The 12,576-nt window shown below is 69.8% G+C and carries 7 protein-coding genes; 5 read left to right on the forward strand and 2 right to left on the reverse strand.

Annotated elements, in window-relative coordinates:
* From RN901_RS10330 to RN901_RS10340, 3 genes are read left to right on the forward strand one after another with little or no spacing between them, the layout of a single operon-like run.
* Entirely contained in the window at positions 1 to 1,431 is a 1,431-nt protein-coding gene (locus RN901_RS10330) for a DUF3526 domain-containing protein (RefSeq protein ID WP_310758199.1), read from the forward strand.
* A gap of 3 nt (positions 1,432 to 1,434) precedes the next feature.
* A complete protein-coding gene (locus RN901_RS10335) occupies positions 1,435 to 2,883 on the forward strand; it encodes a DUF3526 domain-containing protein (RefSeq protein WP_310758200.1) in 1,449 nt (482 codons plus the stop codon).
* Entirely contained in the window at positions 2,880 to 4,256 is a 1,377-nt protein-coding gene (locus tag RN901_RS10340; RefSeq protein WP_310758201.1) for a DUF3526 domain-containing protein, read from the forward strand. Before RN901_RS10335 ends, RN901_RS10340 begins: the two co-directional genes overlap by 4 nt.
* Before the next feature lie 30 nt (positions 4,257 to 4,286).
* Here the strand turns inward: RN901_RS10340 and RN901_RS10345 are convergent, their stop codons facing one another.
* A complete protein-coding gene (locus RN901_RS10345) occupies positions 4,287 to 5,537 on the reverse strand; it encodes a serine hydrolase domain-containing protein (RefSeq protein ID WP_310758202.1) in 1,251 nt (416 codons plus the stop codon).
* A 134-nt stretch (positions 5,538 to 5,671) separates the two neighbouring features.
* On the opposite strand from RN901_RS10345, the gene RN901_RS10350 reads away from it, so the two are divergent.
* Positions 5,672 to 7,912 carry a TonB-dependent receptor gene (locus tag RN901_RS10350; protein WP_310758203.1) on the forward strand — a complete coding sequence of 747 codons (2,241 nt, stop codon included), beginning with the start codon at positions 5,672 to 5,674 and terminating at the stop codon, positions 7,910 to 7,912.
* A 48-nt stretch (positions 7,913 to 7,960) separates the two neighbouring features.
* Here the strand turns inward: RN901_RS10350 and RN901_RS10355 are convergent, their stop codons facing one another.
* Complete coding sequence (locus RN901_RS10355; RefSeq protein ID WP_310758204.1) at positions 7,961 to 9,067, reverse strand: ABC transporter substrate-binding protein; 1,107 nt, start codon at positions 9,065 to 9,067, stop codon at positions 7,961 to 7,963.
* Positions 9,068 to 9,211: 144 nt separating this feature from the next.
* Between RN901_RS10355 and RN901_RS10360 the strand changes: the two genes are divergently transcribed.
* Positions 9,212 to 12,517 (forward strand): hypothetical protein, encoded by a 3,306-nt coding sequence (locus RN901_RS10360; RefSeq protein ID WP_310758205.1) that lies wholly within the window; start codon positions 9,212 to 9,214, stop codon positions 12,515 to 12,517.
* Positions 12,518 to 12,576: the final 59 nt, after the last annotated feature.

Below are 12,576 nucleotides of genomic sequence, written 5' to 3' on the forward strand. Positions count from 1 at the left end.
ATGACCGCGCGCACGGTACTCCGGAACGAGTGGCGTCTGCTCATGGCGGACCGGGCGCTCCGGATCGCGCTCGGGCTCTTCGCGCTCCTGCTCGTCTATGCGCTGGCCAACGGCGTGGTCTGGACGCGCTTTCAGGAGCGCACCGTGGAGGCCGCGGAGGCCGGCAACGTCGAGCGTGCGCAGGCCCTCGTGCAGGAACTGGCCGACATCGAGGCCGGTGCGGAACCCGCTTCGCGCTTCTCGGATCCGCGGCTCCCGAACGTGCTCGGCGGGGCGCGGGGCCGCCACACGGCGGTGCTGACGCCGGGCCCCCTGACGGCCCTGACGGTCGGACAGAGCGACCTGCTGCCGTATTACTACGACGTCAACATCTACACGAACGAGTCGTCGTTCCAGCAGAACGGAGAGGTCGAGAGTCCCCTCAACCTGATGGTCGGGCGCTTCGACCTGGCCTTCGTGGTCATCTACCTGCTGCCGCTGCTCGTGCTGGCCCTGAGCTTCAACGTCCTCTCGGAGGAGCGCGAGCAGGGGACGCTGGCGCTGACCCTCTCGCAGCCCGTGTCGGCGCGGGGCGTCGTGGCGGCGAAACTCGCCTTCCGCGCCCTCCTGGCGGTGGGCATGGTCCTGGCGGTGTCGCTGGTCGGGCTCCTCGTGACAGGGGGCTTCGGCGCTCCCGGCCGGATCCTCCTCTGGTGCGCCGCGGTCGTCGCGTACGCGCTCTTCTGGTTCGTGCTCGCGGCGTGGGTGAACAGCCTGCGGCGGTCCTCCGCCTGGAACGCCACGGTGCTGGTGGGCGCGTGGCTGGTGCTGGTCGTCGTGCTCCCGGCCGGGATCAACATCGCGGCGGGCCTGCTGCACCCGCTGCCGTCGCGGGTGCAGATGATCACCGCCCAGCGCGAGGCCTCGAACGAAGCGGTGAACCGCCGCAGCGAACTCCTCGCCCGATACCTGGAGGACCATCCCGAAATGGCCGAGGGCGTGGTGGCCGACGAGCCCGGCCTGGGGGCGCTGGCATGGGCCGCCACCGATGCCGTCAACCGCCGTCTGGAGGAGGTGACGGCCGAACACGATGCCAGCCGCGCGGAGCAGATCGCCCTGGTCCGCCGCTACCGTTTCCTGTCGCCGGCACTCATGGCCCAGGAGGTGCTCCTCGATGCGGCGGGAACGGGGGACGCGCGGTTCGCCGGCTTCCAGTCGCAGGTACGCGCCTTCGCCGAGCGATGGCGGGACTTCTTCGTGCCCGCGATCGTCGCCGGCGAGCAGATGGACGCCAGCGTCCTTCCCCGCGTGCCGCAGTTCCGTCTCGCCGACGAGGCGCCCGGCGACGTCACGCGCCGCGCCGCTGTTCCCCTCGCGGTCCTGGGTGGACTCCTCCTCCTGGTGGGCGCGGGCGCGGGGGTCGGACTCGGCCGCGTTCGAGGCGCCGACTAGGGCATGGGTCTCCGCAACGTGCTGCTCGTCGCCCGCCGTCAGGTGGGTGCGGTCCGTGAGGACCGGTACGTGGTCTTCCTGCTGGGGCTCGTCATCGCCCTCGGCGTGGTCGCGGTCCTCGGCGCCCGGCATCATGCGGCGAGCGAGGCGGAACAGCGCGCCCGCTACCAGGCGATGGTCGAGCGCCAGTGGCTCGCGCAGCCGGACCGTCATCCGCACCGGGTCATCCACTACGGGTTCCTCGTCTTTCGGGAGGAGGCGCCGCTCGCCTTCTTCGACCCGGGGGTCGGTTCCTGGGCGGGGACCTCGCTCTTCCTGGAGGGGCATCGGCAGAACACGGCCAACTTCGGCGATGCCCGGCACGCGACCGGGATGCTGCGCTTCGGCCGCCTCACGCCGGCGAGCGTCCTGGCCCTGCTCCTGCCGCTGTTCGTCATCGTCGCGGGCTTTGCCTCTGTGAGTGCCGAGCGAGAGCGGGGCACGCTTCGACTGCTCCTCGCCCAGGGGGCGACGCCCGCGCAGATTCTCGCGGGCAAGGTGCTGGGCACGGGGGTGGTGGCGGCCCTCGCGGCCCTTCCCATCGGTGTCGCCACCGTCGTCATCGCCGGGTCCGGGGCCGTGGGTCCGGTCTCGGTCGGGCGCGTGGCCGGCTTGGCGGGCATCTACGCCGCCTACCTTGCGGGCTGGGTGCTGGTCACGGTTCTGGCCTCCTCCTTCCGGGCCTCCTCGCGGAGCGCCCTCGCGCAGTTGATCGCAGTATGGGTCGTCTTCTGCGTCGCCGTGCCGCGCCTCGGGGCCTCCGTCGCCGGGGCGCTGCATCCGCTGCCCTCTCGCGCCGAGTTCACCGCCCAGGTGGAACGCGCGCTGAACGAGGTCGGGGACAGCCACAACCCGCAGGATCCCTTCTTCCGCTCGCTGCGGGACGAGTACCTGGCGCGCTACGAGGCGGCGTCCGTCGAAGAGCTTCCCGTGAACTGGGGCGGCGTGGTGAGCCGCGAAGGGGAGGCCATCAGCAGCCGGATCCAGGAGGAGCATCAGCGGGACTTGGTCGAAGGCCAGCGCCGTCAGGACCGCGTCCTGTCGTGGGCCGGGCTGCTCTCCCCGTACTTGGCGGCGCGGGACCTTTCCATGGCGGCAGCCGGGACCGGGCCCGAGGCGGTGGAGGCGTTCCGGGCGCAGGCGGAAGCCCACCGGTACGACCTCATACAGCGCCTTAACGATCTCCACATCAGCGAGATCCGTTACGAGAACGACCGCGCCCAGCGCCTGCCGCGGGAACACTGGGCGGAATTCCCGACCTTCGGGACGCGGCCGCCCGCGCTCGGAGGGGCGTTCGCCGGTCGCGCGCCCTCCCTCGGCGCGCTCGGCCTGTGGATTCTCCTTCCGCTCCTGGGCCTCGGCCTGGCACGGGCGCGGCTGGCGCGCGTGGGGGTGGAGCGGGCCGCATCGTGAGGGCGCGGCTCCGGCTGATCCGACTGGACATCCTCCGGCTGACGCGCTCCAACGGCGTCGCCGTCGCCGTCGTCCTGCTCCTGTCGATCGGGATCTACGGGGCGTGGCGCGGCGATCGCAACATCGAAGCGGCCGGGACCTCCGCGATCGCCGCGGAGACCGCCTACCGCGACCAACTGGCCTATCTCCTCTCCGTCTACCCTCCCACGACGGAAGCCGGGGAGGTGCTCTATTACCTGGCCTTTCCGGCCCCGCAGCCGTCCCTGCCTCTGGCCGCGCTCGCGCGGGGCCGCACGGAGGTCGAGACGGCGAGCCTTCGAATCCGGCTCCTGGCGCTCGAAGGGCAACTCTACGAACACGAGACGGTGAACCCGCGCCTCGCCGCGGCGGGCGACCTCGACCTCGCCTTCCTGCTCATCGCGCTCCTCCCCCTCTTCATCATCGCCCTCACCTACGACCTCGTCTCCAGCGAGCGGGAAGGGGGCACCTGGAACCTTGTCCGCCTCTTCGCCCGGCCGCGGCGCCTGCTCGCCCTGAAGCTCGCGTCGCGCGCCTGTCTCGTCGGCGCGGTGGTGGCGGTGCCGGTCGCGGTCGCGGCGTCGCTGGCGGGCTTCCCCCTCGATGGCCGGGCCGGTTGGGCGGTCGCCCTCATCGCGCTGCACACCCTGTTCTGGTTCGCGCTCTGCCTTGGCGTCGCGTCCGGCCGCCGGTCCTCCACCGCCAACGCCATGATCCTCGTCGGGACATGGGTGGCGCTCACCCTGCTGGCACCCGCCGCGCTCAGCCTCGCGAACGCGATCCTCCACCCCGTCCCGGAGGCGCTGGAACTCACCGTGCGCCAGCGCCAGGGATATCACGAAGCCTGGGATCTGACGAAGGACGAGACGATGCGGGGTTTCTTCGAGGACTACCCGGAGTGGAGCGACCGGACGGTCCCGGAGGACGTGTTCACGTGGGCCTGGTACTACGCCATGAACCACCGGGGCGACCGGGCCGCACGCGACGCGTCCGGCGCGTACCGGGACGTGCTTCGGGAACGGGAACGGTGGGCGCGGCGGTGGTCCCTGCTCGTGCCCCCGCTCGCGGCCCAGCTTGCCCTCGACCGCCTCGCGGCCACCGATCTCGGCGCGCAACTCGCGTACCAGGAGGTCGTCCGCCGACACCATGAGCGGTTGAAGACCTACTTCTACCCGCACTTCTTTGCCGGCACCCCGATCGATGCGGTCGACTGGGACGGGGTGCCCGTCTTCGAGCCGGCCGCACGGGAGGAAAGCGCGGCGCGGGCCGGCTTCCCGGCGGCGACCGCCCTCCTGCTGGCCTCGATCCTCGTGCTCGCCGCGGGCGCGCGGCTCTCCGGCCCGCGCGCCGACTGACCCGCGGCGGCCGTTGTCCTGTGGCGGCTGCTATCCCCCGGCCCCTGCCAGCGCTTCCAGCACGACGCCGGCCAGCTTCGGCATGTGGTCGCGCATCCGCGAATCGTCGGAGTTGACCTGCATCGAGACGGCCACGCCGTGGTCCGGGTAGTACGCGAGGAGCGAGTTGTATCCGGGCCAGAAGCCGCCGTGGCCGTACGTCAGCCCGTGCTCGCTCTCGGCGACGGACACCGCGAGGCCGTATCCCAGATGCGGCCTCGTGCTGTCGGCAGGGAACCCGACTTCGAGCAGCTGGGGAAGGTCGTCGCCCTCGATCGCCTCGCCCTCGTACAGGAGCTTCGCCCAGCGGACCATCGCCTGCGGGTTGTTCACGAGGCCGCCCCCCGTCCACTCCTGGAGGGGATGGAGGATGAACCGGCCGTCCACGACGACCTCGAGCGGCGTGCCGTAGAGTTGCGAGCTGCGGTGCGCGTAGCCCTGCGCGAGTCCGGGCAGGTCGCGCCGATCCGCCGCCAGCGTGAGGTCGAGGCCGAGCGGGTCGAGGAAGAACTCGTCGAGGAGATCGTAGTAGGCGCGGCCCGTCGCCTCCTCGATGGCGAGACCCGCGAGCGTGTAGTGCACGTCGCTGTAGTGGTATCCCCCGCCGGCGGGGAAGAGCGGCTCGGCGTCCAGCACCGTCTCGGCGATGAACTCCTCCGGGGTCATGTACGCGTCGGGATCGCGGAACACCTCGCCCAGCCGCACGGCGAAGTCGGGGTCCTCGAAGTAGGGCTGGATCATGCCGGCCGTGTGGTTCAGGAGGTTGCGCACCGTGAGGTCGGCGTGATTCGGGACCCGGGAGAACCACTCCTCATCGCCGAGCCACGTGGAGACCGGCGCATCGAGATCCAGGTCTCCGTTCATGGCCAGCTGCAGGGCGACCGCCGCGACGTACGTCTTGCCGATGCTGCCGGAGCCCATGCGCATGTCCGGCGTCATCGGGACCTCGTCGTCCACGTCCGACAGGCCGGTGGCGAAGCCGAACACGCGTCCGCCCGGGAGGATGAACGCGGCGGTCGCCCCCGGGAAGTTCTCGTCCGTCTCCCGGGCCTGCGCCCACGCCGCGTCGAGTTCGGCCTGGAACGCCTCCACCAGCGCCGCCGTCGCTTCCGGAGACAGGGAAGGCTGAGGCTCGGTCGCCGGATCCGGTGTCGAGTCCGGCCCCGGACCGCAGGCCAGGACGAGGCAGACGCCCAGACACGCGAGGCGGGACGAGATCCTGCGGCGATATGTGTGACCCATGGCGCGTCCTCCTCTCGGTTCGCCTGCGGAAGCTCCAGCCGGCGGCTTGCCTTGTCCGCCCGGCGTTGCCATGCAGCTTGCGGACGTCGGTTGGACCGGCCAAGAGTTGAAGCGCCATCAGCCGGAGAGAATGCATGCGGAAAGCGCTTGTCCTGATTTTGGCGGTGGCCCCCGCGCTCGTCGTCCCCCGCGTCGACGCGCAGGAGCCGGTGCAACGGTACGTCTTCGAGGGCAGCGTGCGCGACGGGGGGACCGGTTTCCCCCTGGCGGGAGCGCGCGTATCGGTGGTCGGGAGGGAAACCGGAGCGGTGACCCGCGCCGACGGCACCTTCCACCTGACCGGGATGGCCGCGGGCGTGCACACGCTTCGAGCCGAGCGCCTGGGGTACCGGGGCACCACGGTGGAAGTCACCGTGGGGACGGAGCGCGCGCGCCGGGCGGTGGCGGAGTCGGGAGAGGTCGTGATCGAGTTGTCACCGTCTCCCATCGCGCTGGGGGAGTTGGTGGTGACGGCCACGATCAGCGAGCGCGCCGCGGCGGAGGCGCTCCGGCCCGTGAGCGTCATGGCGGGCGACGACCTGCAGCGCCAGATGACGGCGACCGTAGCGGGAACCCTGGCGTCCATGCCGGGGCTGGCCGCCACCAGGATGGGGCCGTCGGTAGCGCAACCGGTGATCCGGGGACTGAGCGGGGATCGGGTATTGATGCTCGAGGACGGGACTGCGGTGGGCGATGCCTCCAGCCAGGGCGCGGACCACACCACCGCGCTCGATCCGTCGTCGGCAAGGCGGATCGAGGTTGTGCGGGGTCCGGGCGCGCTGCTCTACGGGGGCAACGCGCTGGGCGGGGTCATCAACGTCATCCGCGACGAGATTCCGTCGTCCATGCCGCACCGCCTGACGGGCTCGGCGACCCTGCAGACGCAGACCGCGACCGGATCGCTGGCCGGCAGCGCGACGACCGTATTCCCCATCGCGGAGCGCGTGCCGGTACGGGTGGAGGTGGCCGCACGGACCGCGGGGGATCTGAAGACGCCCGTCGGCACGCTTCTCAACACCGACGGCGAACTGCTAAGCGGGGGCGCGGGGACGGCCTACGTCGCCGATTGGGGCCGTCTGGGCGCGTCCTTCCGCGGCTACCGCAACGACTACGGCATCCCGGGTGGTTTCGTGGGTGGGCACCAGGAGGGGGTGCGCATCGAAATGGAGCGGGTCGCAGCGAAATTCCGGACCGTGGTCGATGAACGAAGGGTCGGGCCCTTCCACAACCTCCGCTTCGACGCGACGCACACCGCGTATACGCACCGCGAGATCGAAGCGGGGGGCATTCTGGGCACGCTCTTCGATCAACAGAGCGCGAACGCGGACGTCCTGGGTCGGCACGAGGCATGGGGGCCGTTTACGGGGGGTGCGATGGGCGGCCGTGTATCGTGGGAGGATTTTGCATACGGCGGATCCCTTCACACGCCGGACACGCGCCGGTTCAAGGCGGCCATGTATCTGCTCGAGGAGGTCCACCTGGGCTCGATCCAGATCGAGTCGGGGCTGCGCTACGACTGGGCCCGGGTCGATCCGGGGGAAGATCGGGTGTCGGACATCGGCGAGATTCGCCAGCGCACCTTCCAATCCTTGTCGGGGTCGTTGGGTGTCCTTTACAAGTCCGCCTCCGGGCTGGTGCTCGGCGCCAGCGTCGCCCGCGCGTTTCGCACGCCCGATGTCACCGAACTCTATTCGGAGGGGCCGCACCTCGCGGCCTACGTCTTTGAAGTCGGAAACCCGTCTCTGGAGGGCGAGGTCGGGCACGGGCTGGACGTCTTCCTCCGCTTCGAGTCCGACCGGCTGAAGGCCGAGGTGACCGGCTTCCATAACGACATCAGGAACCACATCTACGGAGAGGACACGGGCCGCCTGAGCCGCGTGCGCCTCCCCGTGTATCAGTTCCAGGGCAACGACGCCGTGTTCAGCGGCTTCGAGGTCGGCGTGGACGTCGACGCCGGTCGGGGGCTGGCGCTGGAGGGGGTGGCCTCATCGGTGAAAGGCAGTCTCAAGGAGACCGGGCGGCCCTTGCCGCTCGTTCCTCCGCTCAAGGGTCATATGGCCCTGAAGTACGAGAGGCCGTCGTGGTATGTCCGGGCGGAGGCCGAAATGGCGGACGGGCAGGACCGGATCGGCGAATTCGAGACGCCGACCCCGGGGTACACGGTCTTCAACGCCGCGGCCGGGGTGCGGTTCACGTTCGGCGGGCGCCTGAACGTCCTGACCGTGAGCCTCGCCAACGCCGCGAACACCGAGTACCGCAACCACCTCTCCCGGGTGAAGGAGATCATGCCGGAGGCTGGGCGGAGCCTGAACGTCACCTATCGGGTCGTGTTCTGACGCCCGCGCACACAGGCCCTGGCGCGCCCGCCTGCCGGCGCCCGCCCTTTAGCGCGCCAGCCAGGCGCTGAAGCGCTCGTTCAGTTCGTCCTGGTAGTCGACCCAGAACGCCCAGTCGAACCGAAGCGCACGATCCACGTTGCCCGGGCCGGCCGGCATGTGGGGCGCCATGTCGATCCCTGCCGTGACGTGGGTCGTCACCAGCGGCATGCCGGATCTGCGCGTCGGGGAATAGGAGATGCGGCGGCCGATCCGCGCCAGGGACTCGGCGCTGGTGCTGAAGGCCACGTATCTCAGCGCCTCTTCCAGCCTCGGCGTGCCCGCGACGATCCCGACCTGACCCATGTCCAGCAACTGCCCATCCCACACGATCACGAACGGTTGTCTTTCCATGATCTGGGCATTGAAGATGCGGCCGTTGTACGCCGTGCTCATGACCACCTCCCCGTCGGCCAGCATCTGCGGTGGCTGGGCGCCCGCCTCCCACCAGACTACCTCATCCTTGATCGTTTCGAGCTTGGCAAAGGCCCGGTCGAGGCCCTCCGGCGTCCTCAGCGTGGCGTACACTTCGTCGAGCGGCACGCCATCGGCGATCAGGGCGAACTCCAGGTTCACCTGCGGTACCCGCCGCATCCCACGGCGGCCCGGGAACTTCTCCAGGTCGAAGAAATCGGCCATGGTGGCGGGCTTTTCGCCCGCGAAGTTCTCATCGTTGTACGCGTACACGGTCGACCAGTACAGATTGCCCACTCCGCACTCGGTCTGGGTCTCGGCCACGAAGTCGTCGGCCGCGGGAGTGCCGTCGGGTCCGGGAGGCAGATCGTCGATGTCGATCAGTTCGAGCAGCCCCTCGTCGCAACCGCGCACGGCATCGGCGATCTCCAGGTCGACCACGTCCCAATGGATGTTGCCGATGTCCACCTGGGCCCGGATCTGGGCCAGGCCGCCGTTGTAGTCCTCCATGCTGATGCGGATGCCGGTCGCCTCGGTGAAGGGAATGTTGGCGCCCTCGTTGACGGCGCGGCCGTAGGAGCCGCCCCAGGAAACGACCGTGATCGACTGCCCCGCGATGGGGAGGGGCGGGACGCCGGCAAGGAGCGCAACGAGCCCCAGAGTGGTCACCGCCGAAAAACGCATCGCGACTCCTTCTCTCATTCCGTCTCTCCTTCACGCCCGAAAAAAAGGACAGATTCTCAACGTTCACGGAAACATATGGGGTTCCGGCGTATTGCGCGGGCATGTCCGCGGTGCAGTTTGCGGGCGGAAGCCCCGTCATCTCCCCGTTTCCGAGGCAGTATCATGAAAGCAGCCCGAGTTCTTGCGCTCTCCGCGGTCGGTTTCCTCTTCGGTGCCACGACCGGCGTACCGGTCGCCGCCGCCCAGTCCGCGCTCGAGACGGCCATCTCTCATCTGGAATACCGGGAGATCGGCCCGGCCCTCATGGGAGGACGGATCGCCGACCTCGACGTCGTCGAGGCGAAACCCCAGATCTTCTACCTGGGCACGGCCACCGGAGGACTGTGGAAGACGGAAAATCACGGCACGTCGTGGACCCCGCTCTTCGACGACCAGCCGACGAGTTCGATCGGGGACGTGACCCTTCACCAGGCGAACCCGAACCTCGTGTGGGTGGGGACGGGCGAGCCGCAGAACCGCCAGTCCTCCCCGTGGGGGAACGGGGTCTACAAGTCGACGGACGGCGGGAACACGTGGATGCACATGGGGCTCGAGGCGACGAAGCATATCGCCCGCATCCTCATCCATCCCCGGAACCCCGACGTCGTCCATGTGGCCGCGATGGGGGACCTCTGGGGCTCGAACCCCGAGCGCGGCGTCTTCCGGACGACGGACGGCGGGGAGTCGTGGGAGAAGGTTCTCTACGTCGACGACCATACGGGGGCCATCGACCTGGCCATGGATCCCGCCGACCCGAACACGATCTTCGCGGCCATGTACCAGCGGCAGCGGACGGGCTGGGGGTTCAACGGGGGCGGTCCCGGGAGCGGCCTCTACCGCACGGTCGACGGCGGCGACAACTGGACGGAGCTGACGGACGGGCTGCCGGGGGGCGACAAGGGCCGCATCGGAATCGACATCTACCGGCAGGACGGCAACCTCATCTACGCGCTCGTCGAAGCCGACCCGCGACGGCCGGGACAGGGCTTCGGGGGCGGAGGCGGCGGTCCGCGCCAGGGCGGGCTCTTCCGGTCGACCGACCGCGGCGAGACGTGGGAGAAGGTGTCCGACACGAACCCGCGGCCGATGTACTACTCCCAGGTCCGCATCGACCCCAGCAACCCCGACCGCATCTACGTCCTCGGCACGCAACTCTCGATCTCGGATGACGGGGGACGGACGTTCAGGAATGACGGCGCCGTGCAGATCCACGTCGACCACCACCAGCTCTGGATCAACCCGGAGGACCCGGACCACCTGATCCTGGGCAGCGACGGCGGGGTCGCGGCCTCGTGGGACGGGGCCGCGCACTGGCGCATGTTCGACAACATCGCGCTCGGCCAGTTCTACACCATCGGGCACGACATGCGGACGCCCTACGCCGTGTGCGGCGGGCTGCAGGACAACGACGCGTGGTGCGGGCCCTCGAACACGCGCTCCTTCCACGGCATCCGGCACCAGGACTGGTACGAGACGGCCTACGGCGACGGCTTCTTCACGATCGTGGACCCGACGGACTCGACGATCGTCTACTCCGAGTCGCAGGGCGGGAACATGAACCGCTACGACCTGACGACGGGGGAGAAGATCCCGATGCGCCCCATCGTCGGGCCGCGGGCCGACGGCGACACGACGAAGGCCTACCGCTACAACTGGAACTCGCCGCTCCTGCTCTCGCCGCACGACCCGGCGACCGTCTACCTGGGCGCGAACTACCTCCTGCGCTCGCGGGACTACGGGATGTCGTGGGAAGAGGTCGGCGGGCTCGACCTCACGAAGCAGATCGACCGCGAGGAGCTGGAGATCATGGGCGTCCCCGGCTCCGAGTCGCAGATGTCGCTCAACGACGGGATCTCCACGTACGGGAACCTGACCTCGGTGGAGGAGTCGGTGCTCGCCCCGGGGCTCATCTACGCGGGGACGGACGACGGAAACCTGCAGGTGACGCGGGATGACGGAGAGACGTGGGAGAACGTCGTCGACCGCATCCCGGGCCTCCCGGAGCGGACGTACGTGAGCCGGGTGGAGCCGTCGCACCACGTGGAGGGGCGCGTCTACGCCACCTTCGACGGGCACCGGAACGGCGACTACGCGCCCTACGCCTACGTGAGCGAGGACTACGGGCAGAGCTGGCGTGCGATCGCGAACGGCCTGCCGGACCTGTGGTCGGTGAACGTGATCGTCGAGCACCACCGGTCGCCGAACCTCCTCTTCATCGGGAACGAGGTCGGCGTGTTCGTCTCCGTGGACCGCGGCGAGAACTGGGTCCAGCTCAAGAACAACCTGCCCACGGTCCCGGTAGACGATATCCTCGTGCACCCGCGCGAGAACGACCTCATCGTCGGCACGCACGGCCGCAGCGCCTGGATCCTGGCCGACGTGGCGCCGCTCGAGGCCCTCTCCGAGGGGATGCTGGCCGATGCGGGACGCGTGTTCGGCGACCGTTCGATCATGTGGACGGAGCGGGGCGACTGGCCCTTCTACGGCGCCACGTACAGCGCCCCGAACCCGCCGCGCGGCGCGCGCATCCGCTACTACCTGAGGGATGCACCGGCCGAGGACATGACGGTGGACGACGCGGGAGAGGACGCCGACGGGGACGATGGCAACGACGAGGGAGACGACGGAGAAGGGGACGACGACGGTGGCGGCCCGGACGATGAAGGCGCAGGCGAGGACGGGGACGATGGTGCGGACTCCTTCGCATTGAAGATCAGCGACGCCTCGGGGGTACATGTACGTACGCTGGAGGCGCCCGCGGAAGCCGGCGTCAACGAGGTGATCTGGGACTGGCGTCACGACCGGCCGTACGAGCCCGAGGGCGGCGGTCCGGGCGGTGGCGGCGGAGGCGGCTTCTTCTTCGGCGGCGCACAGCAGGGACCGATCGTCCTTCCGGGCACCTACACCGTGAGCATGGACGTGGGCGGTGAGACGTTCTCGGCCGAGGTCGAGGTCGTGGCGGAACCGCGACGCCCGATGAGCCGGACGGACCGAATGGCGCGGCAGGAGGCGCTCATGAGCCTCCACGCCATGGCGGGCCCGATCTACGAGGCGGGGCAGGCCCTCGACGCGCTCGAGGAGCAGCTCTCCGCAGCGGAGGACCTGGTCGAAGGCGCGGACGAGGCGCCCGAGGGACTGGAAGACGAGCTCGAGGCGATCGAGGAGGAGATCGACGAGATCCGCGACGAGCTGGGGGACGCGCGCCGGAACGCCGGGGTCGCGAACGCGATCCAGGGTTCATCGACGGTCCCGACCGCGGACCACCTGTGGCAGGTCGACGAGGTCTGGAACGTGATGCCGGAGCTGCTGGACCGGCTCAACACGCTCATCGAAACGCGCGTGCCGGCGCTGAACGCGCAGTTGTACGCGGAAGGCGTGCGGCCGTCCCCGGGTGAGCCGATCCGGTTGCCGGACCGGCCGGGCGGCTGACGGGCGGCGGACCCACGGCACGGTTAGATTGCGGCCCATGCAACGAATGAAGAGACCGG

The organism is Candidatus Palauibacter soopunensis, assembly GCF_947581735.1.
GTDB classification, from domain to species: Bacteria; Gemmatimonadota; Gemmatimonadetes; order Palauibacterales; family Palauibacteraceae; genus Palauibacter; species Palauibacter soopunensis.

Bases quoted from the DNA above. Each gene is read 5' to 3' on its own strand.
- RN901_RS10330 (WP_310758199.1), top strand. From the start codon at position 1: ATGACCGCGCGCACGGTACTCCGGAACGAGTGGCGTCTGCTCATGGCG.
- RN901_RS10335 (WP_310758200.1), top strand. From the start codon at position 1,435: ATGGGTCTCCGCAACGTGCTGCTCGTCGCCCGCCGTCAGGTGGGTGCG.
- RN901_RS10345 (WP_310758202.1), bottom strand. From the start codon at position 5,537: ATGGGTCACACATATCGCCGCAGGATCTCGTCCCGCCTCGCGTGTCTG.
- RN901_RS10350 (WP_310758203.1), top strand. From the start codon at position 5,672: ATGCGGAAAGCGCTTGTCCTGATTTTGGCGGTGGCCCCCGCGCTCGTC.
- RN901_RS10355 (WP_310758204.1), bottom strand. From the start codon at position 9,067: ATGAGAGAAGGAGTCGCGATGCGTTTTTCGGCGGTGACCACTCTGGGG.
- RN901_RS10360 (WP_310758205.1), top strand. From the start codon at position 9,212: ATGAAAGCAGCCCGAGTTCTTGCGCTCTCCGCGGTCGGTTTCCTCTTC.